We start from the raw sequence: 18,660 nt of genomic DNA on the forward strand, positions 1-18,660 counted from the left end.
GGGGGCGTCTGGTGCGTGCGATCGCAAGGCGGAGGGAGGAGAGCGCAGCGGGCTGCGCCGACGACCGACAACGCAGCGAGCGTGCGTGCCAGGCGTTCCCGGCCAGACGGGACTTTCGAAACACGCCCTAGGGGTCAGGACGGGGACGGCTCGGGGCCGGGGGTGCCGAACCCGGGGCGGTTTCGCTTCCCCGCCGGTCGGCCGGGGTGGTCCCGGTGGTCTCCCCCGGGGTGTCCGGTTCCGGCTGGGACGGGGTGCCGACCTCGAAGTCGTCGCAGCGTTCGGCGGGGCGGGTGCTGCCCGGGCCGGACAGGACGACGGGAATCCGGCCGTCGGTCTCCTCCGCGTAGGCGGCCGTGCACACGAGCTGGCGGGCGGCCGTGCCGTCCAGGTCGCCCAGCGGGAAGTCGACGCTGACCCGCAGCGTGGGCTCCCCGTCCTCGCCGGGTTCCACGTTCACCAGGGGGCCGCGCTTGTCGTCGGTCCACTTCCGTCCGGGCTGGGGCAGCCGGGTCGACAGGCCGGCGGCGCGCTCGGCGGCCGTCGGGCCGCGGAGCAGCGCGGAGAGTGCCGGGCGGGCGGCGATGCCCATGCCGCGCGGGTACGTGGGCGGGACCTGGCCCTGCGCGAGCCGGTAGTCGTCTCCGAAGAGCGGGGGCAGCGAGCGGGCGGCCGGGGTCAGCCTGCCGTCGGCGTCGACGTAGAACAGCAGCATCCGGTTGCCCTCGCCGGGGGCGACGGCGATGGTGGCCGGCCCGCCGGCCTCCACCACGTCGCTCTGCTGGATGCCGCAGCCGGTCAGCGCGAGGGCGCCCGCGAGGAGGACGCCGAGGGCGTGCGGCAGGCGTCCCAGCCCGGTCCGGCGCCTCACCGCGGGATCCTCACCGTGAAGACGGCGCCGCCGTCGGGATGGTTGGCGGCCGTGACGGTGCCGCCGTGCAGCCGGACGTTCTCCAGGGTGATGGCGAGGCCGAGTCCGCTGCCGGCGGAGCGCGTACGGGCCTGGTCCGCCTTGAAGAAGCGGTCGAAGACGTGCGGCAGGACCTCGTCGGCGATGCCGGGGCCCCGGTCGGCGACCTCGATCACCAGCCAGTCGCCCTCGGCCCGCAGGCTCACCTTCACCGGCGCCTCGCCGTGCCGCAGCGCGTTGCCGACGAGGTTGGCGACGACGACGTCGAAGCGGCGCGGGTCGAGCCGGGCCCGCACCCCGGCGGGCAGGTCGGCGCGGACGGCCTCCGGGTCGGTCCAGTGCCGGCGCTGCAGGGACTTGCGCACGCTGTCGGCCGCGTCCACCTCGTCCACGTGCAGCTCCGCGGCGCGGGCGTCGAACCGGGAGATCTCCATCAGGTCCTCCACGAGGACGGCCAGCTTGCCGGTCTCGGCGCTGATGAGCCGTACCGCCCGGGCGGTGTCGCTGTCGAGGGTGGCCGCGTCCTCGTCGAGGAGTTCGGTGACGGCGAGCATCCCGGCGAGCGGGGTGCGCAGCTCGTGGGAGACGTCGGAGGCGAAGCGCCGGGCGCGGGCCTCGGCTTCGCGGAGCTCGACGACGGAGCGTTCCAGGGCAGCGGCGGAGGTGTTGAAGGTCCGTGCGAGGTCGGCGAGTTCGTCGCTGCCCTTGGCGTGGATCCGGGTGTCGAGTTCGCCGCGGCCCATGGAGTCGGCCGCCCGCCGCAGCTCCCGTACCGGCCGGAGCACGCTGCGGGCGGCGAGCAGGGCGGGGATGAGCGCGACGGCGAGCGCGGGCAGGGCGCCGTCGCGGGCGGCGAGGACCATCGCCTCGACGTTGGCCTCCTCGACGTCGAGGTCCATGACGGCGTAGAGCACGAGGCCGGTGCGGTGGACGGCTTTGGCCGGGGTGTGCGCCCGGAAGACGGCGGGGACGGCGACGGTCAGATAGGGCCGGCCGTCCTTGACGACCCGCTGGAAGGAGCCGTGGGCCGAGGCCCGGGCGCGGGAGCGCAGTTCGGGGGTGATGACGGTGGAGGCGGGGCGGTCGGCGGAGGAGACGCGGAGGGAGCCGTACTCGGCGTAGACCCGCCAGGGGCGCGGCTTGCCCTGGCGGGCGATCTGCTGGAGGTCGTAGCGGAGGGATTCCTTCTCGATCGGCAGCGAGACGTTGAGGACCTGGACGCGCTCGCGGAAGGCGGACACCGCGGTGTCCTGGGCCTGTTCGAGGACGGCGTTGCGGGCGGCGCGGTAGGTCAGCGCGGCGGTGGTGCCGCAGCCGACGGCGGCGACGAGGAGGAAGGCGAGGACGAGCCGGGTGCGCAGGCCGAAGGGGCGGCGGCGCTGGGCGCGGCGGGCGCTCACAGCGGGCCGAAGCGGTAGCCGAAGCCGCGCAGGGTCTGGATGTAGCGGGGGGCTCCGGCGGGGTCCTCGATCTTGGTGCGCAGCCGGCGGACGCAGGCGTCGACCAGGCGGGCGTCGCCGTGGTAGCTGTGCTCCCAGACGTGTTCGAGGAGCTGCTGGCGGCTGAAGACCTGCTCGGGGGCGGCGGTCAGGTGGAGGAGGAGCTTCAGCTCGGAGGGGGCGAGGGCGAGGCGTTCGCCGTTCTTGGCGACGGTGAGTCCGGCGCGGTCGACGGCGAGTTCGCCGTGGAACTCGACGGCGGGCCGGCCCGCGCCGGGCTCCTCGATCCGCCGCAGGACGGCGCGTATGCGGGCTTCGATGACTTCGGTACGGGCGGGCTTGACGATGTAGTCGTCGGCGCCGGCCTCCAGCCCGATGACGACGTCGAAGTCGTCGCCGCGGGCGGTGAGCATGATGATCGGGAGCTGGCTGGTCTCCCGGACCCGGCGGCAGACCTGGACCCCGTTCATGCCGGGGAGCATCAGGTCGAGGAGGAGCAGATCCGGCCGGAACTCCCCGAGCGCGGCGAGCCCCGCCTCTCCGGTGGCGGCGGTCCGCACCTCGTGGCCCCGGCGGCGCAGGCCGAGCTCGACCCCTTCGCGGACGGAGGGGTCGTCTTCTATGAGGAGCACGCGGGGCATGAGGTCGAGTATCCCAAGGTGTCGGGCGGACGATCGGGGCCGGGTGCCGGGGCCGCGGTGCCCCGGCCGGTCCTCGCGGGGCCGGGGGCGGCGCCCGGCCGGGTCCGGTGCGGCGGGGCAGGGGCGGCGGGGCGGGCGGGGCCCCCACCGGGTCAGGTGCGGCGGGTGAGGGTGCGAAGGCGGGCGGTGGCGCCGGTCAGCAGGGCCCGCACCTCCGTGAGCCGGAGCGGGCGGGCCAGCAGCGCGAAGACGCCGAGGATGCCCGCCGCGCCGGCGGCCGCGGCCGCCGGCGGGCCGGCGGGGGCGGTCGCGTCGGCGAGGAACAGCCCGAGGCCGGTCGCGGGGACGGCGGCGAGCAGGAGCCGTCCGAGCGCGCCCGCCGCCCCGGCGCGACCGGCGCCGTCCGTGCCTTCGGGGGCGGGCGTCGCGGGAGCCCCCGCCGACGCCCGGTCCGCGCCGCGCGTCAGGCGCCGGTGCAGGACGTACGCGGTGAGCGCCCAGCCCGCCCAGAGCGCCAGCGAGTACGCCGCCGCCATGCCCGCCACCGCCCAGGAGGCGGGGAGGACGACGTAGGCGGTCCAGGACAGGCCCGCGTTGAGGCCGGCGATCGCCAGGTTCAGCAGGAACGGGGTGCGGGTGTCGCGCAGCGCGTAGAAGGCGCGGGTGCAGACGTACTGGCCGGACAGGGCGATCAGGCCCGGCGCGAAGGCCGTCAGGATCCAGGACATCCGCCGGATGTCCTCGGCGTCGGTCCTGCCGTACTCGAAGACGAGGCCCATCACCGGCACCGCCAGCGCGAACAGCGCGCACGCCGCCGGGACGACCGCCGCCGTGCTCGTCCGCAGCGCGTACGAGACGTCCCGCCGCACCCCCGCCAGGTCGCCGTCGGCCGCCGCGCCGCTCATCCGGGGCAGCAGGGCGGTCATCAGGGAGACGGTCACGATGCCGTGCGGCACGGCCCACAGCAGATAGGCGTTGTTGTACGCGGCGAAGCCGACGCCCCCGTCGATGCCGAGGTCGGCCGCCCGCAGGCCGGCCGCCGTGGCGAGCCGGGTGGTCACCCAGTAGGCCGCCTGGTTGGTGAGGACGAGGAGCACCAGCCAGCCGGCCGACCGCAGCGGCGCGGTGAGTCCGCTGCCCCGCCAGTCGAAGCGGGGACGCCAGCGGAAGCCGGCCGCGCGCAGGGAGGGCACCAGCGCGAGGGCCTGGAGCGCGATCCCCGCCGTCGTGCCCCAGCCGAGCAGGGCCGTCTCGCCGGCGGTGAGGGTCCCGCCGCCGGTCGCCACCGTGGCCAGGTAGAGGCCGAACACGGCGATGACGACGATGTTGTTGAGGACGGGGGTCCACATCATCGCGCCGAACCGGCCGCGCGCGTTCAGGACCTGCCCGAGGAGGGTGAAGAGTCCCAGGAAGAAGATCTGCGGCAGGCAGTACCGCGCGAAGGCGACCGTCGTCGACAGCCGCTCGCCGGTGTAGTCGGTGTAGAGGTCGACGATCGCCGGCGCGGCGAGCACGGCGCCCGCCGTGAGGAGCAGCAGGCCCAGGACGCAGAGGGTGAGCAGCCGGTCGGTGTAGGCGACCCCGCCGTCCTCGTGCTCCTTGGCCGCCTTGACGAGCTCGGGGACGAAGACGGCGTTGAGGGCCCCGCCGAGGAGCAGCATGTAGACAATGGTGGGGACGGAGTTGCCGACCGCGTACCCGTCGGCGATCGGGCCGATGCCGAGCGCCGCCGCGACGACGGCGGAGCGGACGAATCCGGTGGCGCGGGAGACCAGCGACCCGCCGGCCATCAGCGCCCCGCTGCGCAGCACGGACGTCCGTCGCGCGGCGGGGCCGGGGACGGCCTCGGTGGCGGGCGCGGACGCCGGGCCGGGCACGGAGACGCGCACGGCCCCGCCGGGCCCGGCCCCGGGCGCCGGGCCGGGGCCCGGCGCGGGTTCGGGAGCGAGGGAGGCCGAAGGCGTCATCGGCGGGCCAGATAGGCCTGGAAGGCCCGGTACAGCGTGTGATTGGTCGTGCCGGCCAACGGTGTCTCCCACTCCCCCAGCGTCTCGACGGCCTGTCCGCCCGTGCCGAGCTTCCAGCGCAGCAGACCGTGGGCGCGGACGTCCGGATCAAGGGTGGAGGGTACCCCGCGCATGTCGTAGACGTCGGCGCCGAGCGCGTGGGCGTCGAGCAGCATCCGCCACTGCAGGGCGTTGGAGGGGCGGACCTCGCGCCGGTGGTCGGCGGAGGCGCCCGTCTGGTACCAGACCCGCTTCCCGACGGTGATCATGGTGTGGGCGGCGAGGGTCTCCCCCTCGTGGCGGGCGAGGTACAGCTTCATCCGGCCCGTTTCCTCGGCGTTGAGGACCGCGTACTGACGCTCGTAGTACGCGAGCGAGCGGCCGAGCCGGAAGCCGTCGCGCTCCTCGGTGATCCGCAGCAGCCGGTAGAAGTCCGGCAGGTCGGCGGCGGAGCCGACGACGACCTCCACACCGCGGGCGCGGGCCTTGCGGATGTTGCGCCGCCACTCCTGGTTGAGGCCGTTCCACAGGTCGTCGGAGGTGCGGCCGGCCAGCGGCACGCGGTAGACGAGCCGGGGCTGGGCGTCGGCGCCGTCGGAGTCCTGGGTGGAGTCCCCGCCGCAGCGGCGCCAGCCGCGGGAACGGAGCCGTTCGGCGACGGCGGTGCCGAGCGGGTCGACCTCGTCGGCGAGGACGTCGGCCAGGCGGCGGCCCGGCCCGGTGTGGGCCTTCAGGGTGGCGGCGTTCCAGCGGCGGAAGTCGGGCGAGGGCCCGATGCGTACGGCGAAGGCGCCGGCGGCCTTCAGGTGCCCGAGCAGCGGGGTGAGCCAGCCGTCGATGTCGGGGTCGGACCAGTCGGCGACGGGCCCTTCGGGGAGGTAGGCGAAGGACTTGCGGGTGCCGGGGAAGGTGCGCAGCAGGACGAGGGCGACTCCGGTGAGGTGTCCGTTCTCGGGACCCCAGCCGAGGAGCCGGTGGCTCCAGCCGTCCTTCACCCCGGCCCAGGAGGGAAGCTGGAGGAAGCCGGCGCCGGCGCCGCTCCTGGTGAGGAAGGCGCGGTACTCCTCGGCGGTGAGGGGCTGTACGCGCGTGGTGGGGTGGGGCGCGGCCGTCACGAGCAGAGCTGACACAACGGAAGCCTCCTTGTTCCGCCCCCTCGGTCGGGGGGCGCACAGGATGCTCACAGCCGTCCTTGACCGTGCCGCGCGTCGTGTGTGACGGGACGATGACCGTTCCGCCCCAGCCCTTGTCACACGGGGTCCGGGCCGTTCTCCGCGGCCTCTCGGCGGCCTACAGTCCGGGCATCCCACACGTTTTCCGGAGGCCTCCGTGATGCCCGCACGTACCCGTTCCCGCGCTCGCATACGTCCGCTGCTCGCGGCCGTGGCCCTCTGCGGCTCGCTGGCCGCCTGTTCGGCGGGTGCGGCGAGCGCGCCCCGGGCGGCGGAGGACGCGAAGCCGGCCGAGAACCCGGCGAAGGTGACCGTCGTGAGCCCGGCGGCCGGGCGGACCGTGACCGTCACCGCGACGGGCGGGGCGCTGACGGTGGTGAAGGTCGTCGACGCGGACGGCGGCGTGCTGGCGGGCCGTACCGGCGCCGGCGGGGCGTCCTGGGTCTCGGACCGGAAGGCGGCGCCGGGCACCTCGTACCGCGTGGAGGCGACGGCCCGCACGGCGGGCGGGAAGGAGACGACGACCCGGTCGACGTTCACCACGCCCGAGGCGACGCGGGTCAACAAGGTGACGCTGGCGCCCGGGAAGGACACGACGGTCGGTGTCGGGCAGCCGCTGTCGATCGTCTTCGACCGGCCGGTGACGCACAAGGCGGAGGTGGAACGGCAGCTCAAGGTCACCACGTCGAACGGCACCGTCGGGTCGTGGGGCTGGCTGAAGGACTGGTCGGGCAACGACCGGGTGGACTGGCGGCCGAAGGAGTACTGGAAGCCGGGCACCAAGATCACCCTCGACGCGACGCTGAACGGCACGGACTCGGGCGGGGGCTGGTTCGTGCGCGACTACCGCACCGGGTTCACGGTCGCGGGCGCGGCGCAGGTGGTGAAAGTCGACCTGGACCGCAAGAAGCTGGTGCTGGAGAGGGACGGGCGTCCGCTGCGCACGATTCCCGTGTCGGGCGGGACGCCCGGTGGCGACAAGCGGTCCTGGCGCGGGACGGCGGTGCTGATGGCGAAGGAGGGCACGATCAACATGAACTCCGAGACGGTCGGCCTCGGCGACGCCTACGACAAGATGGTCGACTTCTCGATGCGGCTGACCTGGTCGGGGATGTACGCGCACGCCGCCCCGTGGAACGCGGCGCACTTCGGCCGCGCCAACAGGAGTTCCGGCTGCATCGGCATGAGCGACGGCGACGCGGCGTGGTTCTACGGCCAGGTCCGGGCGGGGGATCCCTTCGAGATCCGGGGCGCGGACACGAAGGGGACGGTCGCGGAGGGGAACGGCTACGGCGCGTGGAACACGAGCTGGGAGCAGTGGAAGGCGAAGAGCGCACTCGCCTGAGGCGCGCCGCGCGACGAGCCGGGCCGTGCGACGAGCGGGGCCGTGCGACGGCGGGGGCTCAGCGGGGTCGCGCTCCGGCGGGCTCGGCGGGGTCGCGCTCCGGCGCGCGGCCTGGCGGAGGCGGGCCCCCGGCGCGCCCCCGGCCGGTGGTCAGTCGGCGCGCATCTCCCAGAGCAGGACCTCCGCGTCGGCCGTCGCGAGGAGCGCGAGGTCCCGGGTACCGGTGAGGCGGGCCGCGTCCCCGGCGGCCAGCTCCTCCCCTGCGAGGCGCACCGCGCCCCGGACCACGTGCGCGTACACGAGGCCGGCGTCGGGCACGGCGGTCCGTTCGCCCGCCTCCAGGCGCCGGACGTGCAGCATGGCGGCAGCCCGCGGGAGGGCGTACGGCGTCGAGTCGGCGATGCCCCGGACGATCTCGTACGACGGGTCGCCGCCCGGCTCCAGAGGGGCGAGCCACATCTGGACGAAGACCAGAGGCACGTCGGCGTCGTTGCGTTCCTCGTGCCGTACGCCCCCGGCGGAGCTGAGCCGCTGGACGTCGCCGGCGCGGACGACGGTGGTGTGCCCGGCCGAGTCGTGGTGGGTCAGCTCGCCCTCCACGACCCAGGTGACGATCTCGGTGTGGCTGTGCGGATGCTCCGCGAACCCTGCGCCGGGCGCGAGACGCTCCTCGTTGCAGGCGAGGAGCGCGCCGAAGCGGATGTTGTCCGGGTCGTAGTGCGCCCCGAAGGAGAAGGCGTGACGGGTGTCGATCCCGGCGTCCGGATCGCCCCCGTGGTAACGCGCCCCGGCGCGCTGAATCGTCATCACGCCCCAGACGGTAGCCCGACCCCGCACGCGGTCGGCCCGATAAGGCACCCTTGGTCCGTGCCTGAACCCACGAACGCCGCTCATCCGCATCCCGCGACCCTCAAGCGCCTCGAACAGTCCTCCGGGCGGCTCGCCGCCAACGCCATCGCGCGCATGGACGAGACGCTACCGTGGTACCGGGCGATGCCGCCCGAGAACCGGTCGTGGATCGGTCTGGTCGCCCAGGCCGGCATCGCCGCGTTCACCGAGTGGTTCCGGCACCCCGAGACCCCGCAGGCGATCTCCACCGACGTCTTCGGCACCGCGCCCCGCGAGCTGACCCGTGCCATCACGCTGCGGCAGACCGTCGAGATGGTGCGCACCACGATCGAGGTGATGGAGACCGCGATCGAGGAGGTCGCCGCCCCCGGCGACGAGTCCGTCCTCCGTGAGGCGCTGCTCGTCTACGCCCGTGAGATCGCCTTCGCGACCGCCCAGGTCTACGCCCAGGCCGCCGAGGCACGCGGCGCGTGGGACGCCCGGCTGGAATCCCTGGTCGTCAACGCGGTGCTCTCCGGCGAGGCCGACGAGGGCGCCGTCTCCCGCGCCGCCGCCCTCGGCTGGAACTCCCCCGACCACGTCTGCGTCGTCCTCGGCACCGCCCCCGACGGCGACAGCGAGCTGACCGTCGAGGCGATCCGCCGCGCCGCCCGGCACGCCAAGCTCCAGGTCCTCACCGGTGTCCTCGGCGACCGCCTCGTGGTCATCGCCGGCGGCAACGACAACCCCCTCCACGTCGCCAAGGCCCTGATCGGCCCGTACGCCGCCGGGCCGGTCGTCGCGGGCCCCGTCGTCCCCGACCTGCTCGCCGCGACCCGGTCCGCGCAGGCCGCCGCCGCCGGGCTCAAGGCCTGTTCGGCGTGGCAGGACGCCCCGCGGCCGGTCCTGGCGGACGATCTCCTTCCGGAGCGCGCGATCGCCTCGGACCCCTCGGCCCGCGACCAGTTGGTGGAGGAGATCTACAGACCGCTGGAGGAAGCCGGGTCGGCGCTGCTGGAAACGCTGAGCGTCTATCTGGAGCAGGCGAGCAGTCTGGAAGGCGCCGCCAGGATGCTCTTCGTCCACCCCAACACCGTGCGCTACCGGCTTCGACGTGTGACCGACGTCACCGGTTGGTCACCCTCCGATGTCCGTTCCGCCTTCACCCTGCGGATCGCGCTCATCCTGGGACGCTTGGCCGACGCCGATACGCAGTCCTAGACTTTTGTCGAACACCAACAATTCCCCCGACGGTTCTTCGTCCCTGTCCCCACGGGCGCCCGAGACCGTCCACAAGAGAGAGTGTGAGGGTGCTCGTACTCGTCGCTCCCGGCCAAGGCGCTCAGACGCCCGGCTTCCTGACCCCCTGGCTCGAACTGCCCGGCGCCGCCGACCGCGTCGACGCCTGGTCCGAGGCCATCGGACTCGACCTCGCCCACTACGGCACGAAGGCCGACGCGGACGAGATCCGTGACACCGCCGTGGCCCAGCCGCTGCTCGTCGCGGCCGGCCTGCTCTCCGCCGCCGCGCTCGGCGCGGGGACGTCCGCCGCTGACGCGGCCGGCGCCGTCGCCGGCCACAGCGTCGGCGAGTTCACCGCCGCCGCGTTCGCCGGCGTCCTCGACGACACCGCCGCCCTGCGTCTCGTACGGACGCGCGGGCTGGCGATGGCCGAGGCCGCCGCGATCACCCGGACCGGTATGTCCGCGCTGCTCGGCGGCGACCCCGAGGTGACCGTTCCCCACCTCGAGAAGCTCGGCCTGACCCCGGCCAACGTCAACGGCGCCGGCCAGATCGTGGCCGCCGGCACCCTGGAGCAGCTGGCGGCGCTCGCCGAGGACAAGCCCGAGGGCGTCCGCCGGGTCGTCCCGCTCCAGGTCGCCGGCGCGTTCCACACGCACCACATGGCTCCCGCGGTCGAGAAGCTGGAGGCCGCGGCACGGGAACTGACCGTCTCCGCTCCCTCCGTGCGGTACGTCTCGAACAAGGACGGCCGGATGGTCACCGAGGGCGCCGAGATCATCGCGCGTCTCGTCGGCCAGGTCGCCAACCCGGTCCGCTGGGACCTGTGCATGGAGACCTTCCAGGCCCTGGGCGCCACGGCGCTGATCGAGGTGTGCCCCGGCGGCACGCTGACCGGTCTCGCCAAGCGCGCGCTGCCGGGTGTCCGCACGGTGGCCCTGAAGACGCCCGACGACCTCGACGCGGCCCGCACGCTGATCGCCGAGACTGCAAGCGCAGCCTGAGAAGGAGCCGAGAAGCATGTCGAAGATCAAGCCCAGCAAGGGCGCCCCGTACGCGCGGATCCTGGGTGTCGGCGGCTACCGCCCCACCCGGGTCGTGCCCAACGAGGTGATCCTCGAGAAGATCGACTCGTCCGACGAGTGGATCCGCTCGCGCTCCGGTATCTCCACCCGCCACTGGGCCTCCCCCGAGGAGACCGTCGCCGCGATGTCGGTGGAGGCCTCGGGCAAGGCCATCGCCGACGCCGGGATCGACCCGGAGCAGATCGGCGCGGTGATCGTCTCGACGGTCTCCCACTTCAAGCAGACCCCGGCCGTGGCCACCGAGATCGCCGACAGGATCGGCGCCGGCAAGCCGGCCGCGTTCGACATCTCCGCCGGCTGCGCGGGCTTCGGCTACGGCCTGACGCTCGCCAAGGGCATGATCGTCGAGGGCTCGGCGGAGTACGTCCTCGTGATCGGCGTCGAGCGGCTGAGCGACCTGACCGACCTGGAGGACCGCGCGACGGCCTTCCTCTTCGGCGACGGCGCCGGCGCGGTCGTGGTCGGCCCCTCGGACGAGCCGCACATCGGCCCCTCGGTCTGGGGTTCGGAGGGCGACAAGTCCGAGACCATCAAGCAGACCGTGCCGTGGAACGAGTTCCACGTCGGCGACGTCTCGAAGCTGCCCCTCAACGAGCAGGGCGAGATCAAGTTCCCCGCCATCACGCAGGAGGGTCAGGCGGTCTTCCGCTGGGCCGTCTTCGAGATGGCGAAGGTCGCCCAGCAGGCCCTGGACGCCGCCGGCATCACGGCGGACGAACTGGACGTCTTCATCCCGCACCAGGCGAACATGCGGATCATCGACTCGATGGTGAAGACACTGAAGCTGCCGGAGCACGTGACGGTCGCCCGTGACGTCGAGACCACCGGCAACACCTCGGCCGCCTCGATTCCGCTCGCGATGGAGCGGCTCCTGGCGACCGGGAAGGCGAAGAGCGGCGACACCGCGCTCGTCATCGGCTTCGGGGCGGGTCTCGTCTACGCCGCGACGGTCGTTACCCTCCCCTAGGCACACCGGATCTTCCGGAAGCCCTTTTACCGAAGCAATCACAGAAGGAGCGCCAACATGGCCTTCACCCAGGAAGAGATCGTCGAAGGTCTCGCCGAGATCGTGAACGAGATCGCCGGCATCCCGGCCGAGGACGTCCAGCTGGACAAGTCCTTCACCGACGACCTGGACGTCGACTCGCTGTCCATGGTCGAGGTCGTTGTGGCCGCCGAAGAGCGCTTCGACGTCAAGATCCCGGACGAGGACGTCAAGAACCTGAAGACGGTCGGCGACGCGACCGACTACATCCTGAAGCACCAGGGCTGATTCGGCCCCTGCTGACTCGGTATGCCACCCGGCGGTGGCGCCGTCATTCGACCATCAACACGTGGAGAAAGAATTCCTGTGAACTCGACCAATCGCACCGTGGTCGTCACCGGTCTCGGCGCAACCACACCGCTGGGTGGCGACTCCGCATCGACCTGGGAAGGTCTGATCGCGGGACGCTCCGGCGTCAAGCCCCTCGAGGGCGACCGCTTCGCCGAACTGCCCGTGAAGATCGCCGCGCCCGCCGCGGTCGACCCGGGCGAGGTCCTGCCCCGCCCGCTGGCCCGCAAGCTGGACCGCTCGGCGCAGTTCGCGCTGATCGCGGCCCGCGAGGCGTGGGCCGACGCGGGCTACACCGCCCCGGCCGGTGAGGACGAGAAGATCGCGCCCGAGCGGCTCGGCTCCGTCATCGCCTCCGGCATCGGCGGTGTCACGACTCTGCTCGACCAGTACGACGTGCTGAAGGAGAAGGGCGTCCGCCGCGTCTCCCCGCACACCGTTCCCATGCTGATGCCGAACGGCCCCTCCGCCAACGTCGGTCTGGAGGTGAACGCCCAGGCGGGCGTGCACACTCCGGTCTCCGCGTGCGCGTCGGGCGCCGAGGCGATCGGCTACGCCGTCGAGATGATCCGTACCGGCCGGGCCGACGTGGTCGTGGCCGGCGGCACGGAGGCGGCGATCCACCCGCTCCCGATCGCGGCCTTCGCCAACATGATGGCGATGTCCAAGAACAACGACGAGCCGGCGAAGGCCTCGCGTCCGTACGACACCGCCCGGGACGGCTTCGTCCTCGGCGAGGGCGCGGGCGTGGTGATCCTCGAGTCCGAAGAGCACGCGAAGGCGCGCGGCGCGCGGATCTACTGCGAGGTGCTGGGGCAGGGCCTGTCGGCCGACAGCCACCACATCGCGCAGCCGGAGCCGACCGGCCGGGGCATCGCCGCCGCGATGCGCAACCTCCTGGAGTCGACGGACCTGAAGCCGTCCGAGGTGGTCCACCTCAACGCGCACGCCACGTCGACGCCGCAGGGCGATGTCGCCGAGATCAAGGCGCTGCGCCAGGTCCTGGGCGACGACCTGGACCATGTCGCGATCTCCGCGACGAAGTCGATGACGGGTCACCTGCTGGGTGGCGCGGGCGGCATCGAGACCGTCGCGACGGTCCTGGCGCTGCACCACCGCGTCGCCCCGCCGACGATCAACGTCGACGACCTGGACGAGAGCGTCGACGCCGACATCGTCCGCGACGAGCCGCGCGACCTGCCGCAGGGCACGATCGCCGCGATCAACAACTCGTTCGGCTTCGGCGGCCACAACGTGGTCCTGGCGTTCCGCACGGTCTGACCGGTACATCCCGCGCGGGAGGCCCGTCCCCGGAAGGGGGCGGGCCTTTCGCGTGCCGGTACGGGGGCGGTGCGGATCCGCCGCGAGCCGGGGGTCAGACGACCTGGTGGAGCCAGCGGACCGGGGCGCCCTCGCCCGCGTAGCGGAAGGGCTCCAGCTCGTCGTCCCAGGGCTTGCCGAGCAGCTTGGCGATCTCCGCCTCCAGCTGGGTCTCGCCCTGCGCCGAGCGGGCCAGGGCGGCGCGCAGGCGGTCCTCGGGGATGAGGATGTCACCGTGCATGCCGGTGACGGCGTGGAAGATGCCCAGCGCGGGGGTGGCGCTGTAGCGTTCGCCCTCGGCCGTGGCGCAGGGCTCCGCGGTGACCTCGAAGCGGAGCATCTGCCAGCCGCGCAGCGCGGAGGCGAGTTTGGAGGCGGTGCCGGTCTGGCCCTGCCAGGAGAACTCGGCTCTCCAGGTGCCGGGGGACGCCGGCTGGCGGATCCAGTCGAGCTGGACTCTCACACCGAGGACGCCCGCCACCGCCCATTCGACGTGCGGGCACAGCGCGCGCGGTGCGGAGTGAACGTACAGGACTCCACGTGTCGTCACCGGGACCTCCAGTGTGGGACGAGGTTCGCCTTTCCCAGCGGCCTCAGTAAACAGCATTGGGGGAGAAACTTCGCAAACCCCCGAAAAAGGGACAGTATGTGACGTGATGTAATTTACCGGAGCCGGTCGGCACGGGTGCCGCTGGTTCGACGGGGGAAAAGCTACCGTGCCGCACCGCCCTTGGGGTGACGTACGGTCGGTCCGAGGGCGGCTGGACACCAAGCTTTCACCCGCCAGGACGCCGAACGGAAGCCGCAGGAGGGATCGGGCCATGCGCGGCCGACATCGTTTTCGTACCGCGGTCGCCGCCGCGGCCGGGTTCCTGCTGTGCGGGGGCGTGCTGACGGGCTGTGACACCGCGGGGAGCGAAGCCGCGCCGGACTCCTCGGCGAAGCCCCGGCCCCGGCCGAAACCGGCGTTCGTCTGGGACCCCACCCCCGCCTCCCTCGCCGCCGTCGGCGACTCCATCACCCGCGCCTTCGACGCCTGTACGGTCCTGGCGGACTGCCCCGAGGCCTCCTGGGCGACCGGCACGGACGCCGCCGTCAACAGCCTCGCGCTGCGGCTGCTCGGCCCCGAACGAGTGGCCGGGCACAGCTGGAACCTGGCGCGGACCGGGGCGCGGATGGCCGAGCTGCCGGGGCAGATGGAGCAGGCCGCCGCCGCGCGGCCGGAGCTGGTGACGGTGATGATGGGCGCCAACGACGCCTGCCGCGACCGGACGGAACTGATGACGCCGGTCGAGGAGTTCCGGACCTCCTTCGCCTCGTCGCTGGCCGCCCTGCGCGCGGACGCGCCGAAGGCGCAGGTGTACGTGACGAGCGTGCCGGACCTGCGGCGGCTGTGGGCGACCGGGCGGGTCAGCGCCATGGGCCGCGAGGTGTGGAAGCTGGGGATCTGCGCCTCCATGCTGGCCGACCCGCTGGACGCGTCGCCGGCGGCCGAGCGGCGCCGCACGCTGGTGGCCGACCGGGTGGCGGCGTACAACACCGCCTTGAAGGAGGTCTGCGCGAAGGACGTGCGCTGCCGGTACGACGGCGGGGCGGTCTTCGCGTTCCCCTTCGGCGGGGCGCAGCTCAGCCCCTGGGACTGGTTCCATCCGAGCCGGGACGGACAGGCGCGGCTCGCGGAGATCGCCCACCGGCAGGTGACGGCGGTCGAGCCCCCCGCGTAGGGTCCGGATCATGAGGATCACGAGTGAGCCCTTCGGTTCGGTCGACGGTACGGACGTGCGGCGCTGGACGCTGGAGCGGGACGCCGTGCGGGTGCGGGTGCTGACCTACGGCGGCATCGTGCAGTCGGTCCTGACGCCGGACCGGGACGGCACACCGGGCGAAGCGGTCCTCGGCTTCCCGGACCTGGGCGGCTATCTGAAGCGCCCGGAGCCGTACTTCGGCGCTCTGGTGGGGCGTTACGCCAACCGGATCGCGGGCGGGGCCTTCACCCTGGACGGCCGGACGCACCGGCTGGCCCGCAACGGCGGCCCGCACAGCCTGCACGGCGGCGAGCGCGGCTTCGACAAGCACGTGTGGGACGCGGAGGAGGTCGAGGGCGGCGTCAGGCTGTCGCGGGTGAGCCCGGACGGCGAGGAGGGCTTCCCGGGCCGTCTGGACGTCTCCGTCACGTACGCGCTCGACGAGGACGGGCTGCGGATCTCCTACCGCGCGCGGACGGACGCCCCGACGGTGGTGGCGCTGACGAACCACGCGTACTGGGACCTGGGCGGCGCGCACGAACTGCGGGTGTCGGCCGGGCACTTCACTCCGATGGACGGGACGGGGGTGCCGACCGGGGAGATCACCCCGGTGGGCGGCACCCGGCTCGACTTCCGTACGCCGCGGCCGGCCGGCGTCGGCATCGACGACAACTTCGTGCTCGACACGGGCGCCGCGGACGCGTGCGAGCTGTACTCCCCGGTGACCGGGCGGGTGGTGACGGTGGTGACGAGCGAACCGGGGCTCCAGGTCTACGCGTCGGAGGCGCACACCGGGATCGCGCTGGAGACCCAGCGGTTCCCGGACTCGCCGAACCGGCCCGCGTTCCCGTCCTCGGTGCTGCGTCCGGGCGAGCTGTACGCCTCCGAGACGGGTTACCTCTTCTCGACGCGCTGATCCCGGCGGCGCGGGTCCCGGCAGAGGCGCGGGCAAGCCCCGGGGCGGATGTCAGGGTCCGCCCCGGGGCTCGTCTTCGGGGGTTCCGGCCGTCGGCGACGGCCGGTCCGGGTGGGCCGCTGACGGCCGGTCCGGCGGCCGGTCAGGCGTCCAGGACGGCCGTCCGGCGGGTGTCCGCCAGCGAGTGCGCGGCCCTGACCTCGTAGGTGCCGGGGACGAGGGACCAGGCGTGCTTCTCCTCGTCCCAGATCTCGAAGGCGCGGCGGGGCAGCGGGATCTCGACCTCCACGGACGCCCCGGGCTCCGCCTCCGCGCATCCGAATCCGGCGAGCCAGCGGGCCGGCCGCTCGACGGTGTCCGCGGTCGGCGCGAGGTAGATCTGGACGACCTCGCGACCGGCGCGGGTGCCGGTGTTGGTGAGGCGGACGGTGGCGCTGTCCGGGGTCACGTCCAGTGCGTCGTACGTCCAGGTGGTGTAGCCCAGGCCGTGGCCGAAGGCGTACGCGGGGACGGCGCCCGCCTTGTCCCAGGCGCGGTAGCCGATGAAGACGTCCTCGTCGTAGGAGAGGGCGCCGTCGGTCGGGGTGGTGGCGGTGACCGGGACGTCGGCGAGGGCGACGGGCCAGGTGGTGGGCAGGCGGCCGCCGGGCTCGGCGGCGCCGGTCAGGACGTCGGCGAGCGCGGCGCCCCCCTCCTGTCCGGGGAACCAGCCGAGGAGGACGGCGGCGACCTCGTCGCGCCAGGGCATCTCGACCGGGGAGCCGGCGTTGACGACGACGACCGTGCGGGGGTTGGCGGCGGCGACGGCCCGTACGAGGTCGTCCTGGCGGCCGGGGAGGGCGAGGTCCTTGCGGTCGAAGCCCTCGGACTCGACGCGTTCGGTGGTGGCGACGACCACGACGGCGGTGTCGGCGGCGCGGGCGGCCTCGACGGCTTCGGCGATCAGTTCGTCGGGGTCGCGGCGCGGCGCGAGGTGGACGAAGGAGAACATCACGGCCGGCAGCGGGGCGGCGAACTCCTTGTCGAGGACGTGGCGGAGCGACACCTCGACGCTCTCGCCCGCGGTGAGCGGGATCGAGGCGCGTTCGACGGGGGCGCCGAAGAACGCCTCGAAGGGGTCGGTCTCCGGTCCCATCGCCTGGACGCCGTCGAAGACGGTCTCGCCGGCGACGGTGAGGGTGAAGGCGCCGAGGCCGCGGGTGCCGAAGGAGTGGGCGCCGCTCTCCCGCGGGGTGAACGTGCCGACGACCTCGATGGAGGCGAGGGCCTCGTGGGTGACGCCGGCCGGGAGGTCGTCGCCGATCCACTGCACCTGGCCGTTGGGCAGGCTGCCCTCGCCGAGGACGGCGCCGGCGGCGTCACGGCAGACGGCACGGAGGGTGAACCCCTGCCCGGCGGGGACGAGTTCGTCGCTCGGGTCGGCGCCGACGGAGAAGGTGAGGGCGCCCTCGGGGAGGGCCGCGGTGAGGCCGTCCAGCGGGGAGACGGTGTGCGCGGGGAAGACCTGGGCGGAGCCGCCGCCGAGGATCCGGGCGTCGCGGGCGGCGGCGCCGGAGAGGGCGACGGTACGGCCGGCGGCGACCGGGAGGGCGCCGTTCTCGTTGCGGACGAGGACGAATCCGCGGTGGGCGATCTCCCGGGCCAGCGCGTCGCCGTCGACGGTCTCGGGGGTCTCGGTGACGGCCGGCGGGGCGCCCTCCAGGGCGCCGACCCGGGCGGCGAGCCGCAGGACGTTGCGGACGGCCGCGTCGACGGCCGTCTCCTCGACCTCGCCGGCGCGGACGGCGGCGGCGAGCGCCTCGCCGTAGACGGTGGTGGGTCCTGGCATGGCGACGTCCAGGCCGCCCTCGATGTCGCCCCGGGTGGAGCGGGCGGCCATCCAGTCGGAGACGTTGCAGCCGTCGAAGCCCCACTCGCCGCGCAGGACCTCGTTCACGAGCTGGTGGTGCTCGGTCATCGTGACGCCGTTGACCTGGTTGTACGCGGTCATGATGCCCCAGGGGCGGGCGTGGGTGACGATGGCCTCGAAGGGGGCGAGGTAGAGCTCCCGCAGCGGGCGGGGGGCGATCCTGTTGTCGACGGTGAAGCGGTCGGTCTCGGCGTCGTTGGCGACGAAGTGCTTGACCGTGGTGCCGACGCCGCCGTCCTGCACGCCCCGCACATAGCCGGTGCCGATCTCGCCGGTGAGGTACGGGTCCTCGCTGTACGCCTCGAAGTGACGGCCCCCGAGCGGGGTGCGGTGCAGGTTCACCGTGGGGGCGAGGACGACGTGGACGCCCTTGCGGCGGGCCTCCTGGGCGAGGAGACGGCCGGCGCGGCGGGCGAGGGAGGGGTCCCAGGAGGCGGCCAGCGCCGTCGGGGACGGCAGCGCGACCGACGGGTCGTCGGCCGTCCAGCGGACCCCGCGGACGCCGACCGGCCCGTCGGACATGACCAGGGAGGCGAGCCCGATCTCGGGCAGGGCCGGGAGCGACCACATGTCCTGCCCGGCGAGCAGCCGGGCCTTGGTGTCCAGGTCGAGCCGGGCGAGCGCTGCCTCGACGGCCCGCTCACGGGCCGCGTCCGCGCCCGTACCCGCACCGGTCTCCGCACTGATCTCTGCCACGGCGTTCCTCCTCGTCGAGTGGTGTGGCAGCCATGGTGGCCCGGTTACCTGTAGAGCGGTAGGTTACGTTATG

16 protein-coding genes are annotated in these 18,660 nt (G+C 73.7%); 8 read left to right on the forward strand and 8 right to left on the reverse strand.

From position 1 onward, the window contains the following. Positions 1–127 precede the first annotated feature (127 nt). From ACFZBD_RS22705 to ACFZBD_RS22725, 5 genes are all read right to left on the reverse strand, one after another. Positions 128–871 (reverse strand): hypothetical protein, encoded by a 744-nt coding sequence (locus ACFZBD_RS22705; protein ID WP_391142254.1) that lies wholly within the window; start codon positions 869–871, stop codon positions 128–130. Next, on the reverse strand, positions 868–2,310 hold the full coding sequence (locus ACFZBD_RS22710; protein ID WP_391142257.1) for an ATP-binding protein: 1,443 nt from the start codon (positions 2,308–2,310) through the stop codon (positions 868–870). Before ACFZBD_RS22710 ends, ACFZBD_RS22705 begins: the two co-directional genes overlap by 4 nt. Beyond that, a complete protein-coding gene (locus ACFZBD_RS22715) occupies positions 2,307–2,990 on the reverse strand; it encodes a response regulator (RefSeq protein ID WP_391142259.1) in 684 nt (227 codons plus the stop codon). Before ACFZBD_RS22715 ends, ACFZBD_RS22710 begins: the two co-directional genes overlap by 4 nt. Positions 2,991–3,142: 152 nt before the next feature. Beyond that, positions 3,143–4,957, reverse strand: coding sequence for a murein biosynthesis integral membrane protein MurJ (gene murJ / locus ACFZBD_RS22720; protein ID WP_391142261.1), 1,815 nt, complete (start codon positions 4,955–4,957; stop codon positions 3,143–3,145). After that, positions 4,954–6,126 carry a peptidoglycan bridge formation glycyltransferase FemA/FemB family protein gene (locus tag ACFZBD_RS22725; RefSeq protein ID WP_391142264.1) on the reverse strand — a complete coding sequence of 391 codons (1,173 nt, stop codon included), beginning with the start codon at positions 6,124–6,126 and terminating at the stop codon, positions 4,954–4,956. The genes murJ and ACFZBD_RS22725 overlap by 4 nt, the downstream gene beginning before the upstream one ends. A gap of 202 nt (positions 6,127–6,328) precedes the next feature. Here ACFZBD_RS22725 and ACFZBD_RS22730 point away from each other — a divergent pair, with 202 nt between their 5' ends. Further along, the gene (locus ACFZBD_RS22730) at positions 6,329–7,513 is read left to right on the forward strand and encodes an Ig-like domain-containing protein (RefSeq protein ID WP_391143304.1); all 1,185 of its coding nucleotides are present in this window, start codon (positions 6,329–6,331) and stop codon (positions 7,511–7,513) included. Between the two features lie 150 nt (positions 7,514–7,663). Here ACFZBD_RS22730 and ACFZBD_RS22735 read toward each other — a convergent pair whose 3' ends face one another. Beyond that, positions 7,664–8,320, reverse strand: coding sequence for a pirin family protein (locus ACFZBD_RS22735; RefSeq protein ID WP_391143307.1), 657 nt, complete (start codon positions 8,318–8,320; stop codon positions 7,664–7,666). 60 nt (positions 8,321–8,380) lie between these two features. On the opposite strand from ACFZBD_RS22735, the gene ACFZBD_RS22740 reads away from it, so the two are divergent. The 5 genes from ACFZBD_RS22740 to fabF all read left to right on the forward strand — a co-directional run bounded on the left by ACFZBD_RS22740 (position 8,381) and on the right by fabF (position 13,282). After that, positions 8,381–9,562, forward strand: a complete 1,182-nt coding sequence (locus ACFZBD_RS22740; RefSeq protein ID WP_391142267.1) for a helix-turn-helix domain-containing protein — start codon at positions 8,381–8,383, stop codon at positions 9,560–9,562. An 89-nt stretch (positions 9,563–9,651) separates the two neighbouring features. Next, a complete protein-coding gene (locus ACFZBD_RS22745) occupies positions 9,652–10,587 on the forward strand; it encodes an acyltransferase domain-containing protein (RefSeq protein WP_391142269.1) in 936 nt (311 codons plus the stop codon). Between the two features lie 16 nt (positions 10,588–10,603). After that, a complete protein-coding gene (locus ACFZBD_RS22750) occupies positions 10,604–11,635 on the forward strand; it encodes a beta-ketoacyl-ACP synthase 3 (RefSeq protein WP_391142271.1) in 1,032 nt (343 codons plus the stop codon). Between the two features lie 57 nt (positions 11,636–11,692). Then, entirely contained in the window at positions 11,693–11,941 is a 249-nt protein-coding gene (locus ACFZBD_RS22755) for an acyl carrier protein (protein ID WP_215067269.1), read from the forward strand. A gap of 78 nt (positions 11,942–12,019) precedes the next feature. Beyond that, positions 12,020–13,282: a beta-ketoacyl-ACP synthase II gene (fabF, locus tag ACFZBD_RS22760; RefSeq protein WP_391142275.1), complete on the forward strand. Its 1,263-nt coding sequence runs from the start codon at positions 12,020–12,022 to the stop codon at positions 13,280–13,282. Positions 13,283–13,376: 94 nt separating this feature from the next. On the opposite strand, the gene ACFZBD_RS22765 is transcribed toward fabF, so the two are convergent. Beyond that, positions 13,377–13,871, reverse strand: coding sequence for a DUF3145 family protein (locus tag ACFZBD_RS22765; protein ID WP_391142278.1), 495 nt, complete (start codon positions 13,869–13,871; stop codon positions 13,377–13,379). Between the two features lie 271 nt (positions 13,872–14,142). Here ACFZBD_RS22765 and ACFZBD_RS22770 point away from each other — a divergent pair, with 271 nt between their 5' ends. Both ACFZBD_RS22770 and ACFZBD_RS22775 read left to right on the forward strand, forming a co-directional pair. Further along, positions 14,143–15,045: an SGNH/GDSL hydrolase family protein gene (locus ACFZBD_RS22770; RefSeq protein ID WP_391142281.1), complete on the forward strand. Its 903-nt coding sequence runs from the start codon at positions 14,143–14,145 to the stop codon at positions 15,043–15,045. A gap of 10 nt (positions 15,046–15,055) precedes the next feature. Beyond that, the gene (locus ACFZBD_RS22775; RefSeq protein ID WP_391142284.1) at positions 15,056–15,982 is read left to right on the forward strand and encodes an aldose epimerase family protein; all 927 of its coding nucleotides are present in this window, start codon (positions 15,056–15,058) and stop codon (positions 15,980–15,982) included. Between the two features lie 142 nt (positions 15,983–16,124). On the opposite strand, the gene ACFZBD_RS22780 is transcribed toward ACFZBD_RS22775, so the two are convergent. After that, positions 16,125–18,587, reverse strand: coding sequence for a glycoside hydrolase family 3 C-terminal domain-containing protein (locus ACFZBD_RS22780; RefSeq protein ID WP_391142286.1), 2,463 nt, complete (start codon positions 18,585–18,587; stop codon positions 16,125–16,127). Positions 18,588–18,660 lie beyond the last annotated feature (73 nt).

Origin of the sequence: Streptomyces sp. NPDC008121, from assembly GCF_042957155.1 — a bacterium.
Taxonomy (GTDB): Bacteria; Actinomycetota; Actinomycetes; order Streptomycetales; family Streptomycetaceae; genus Streptomyces.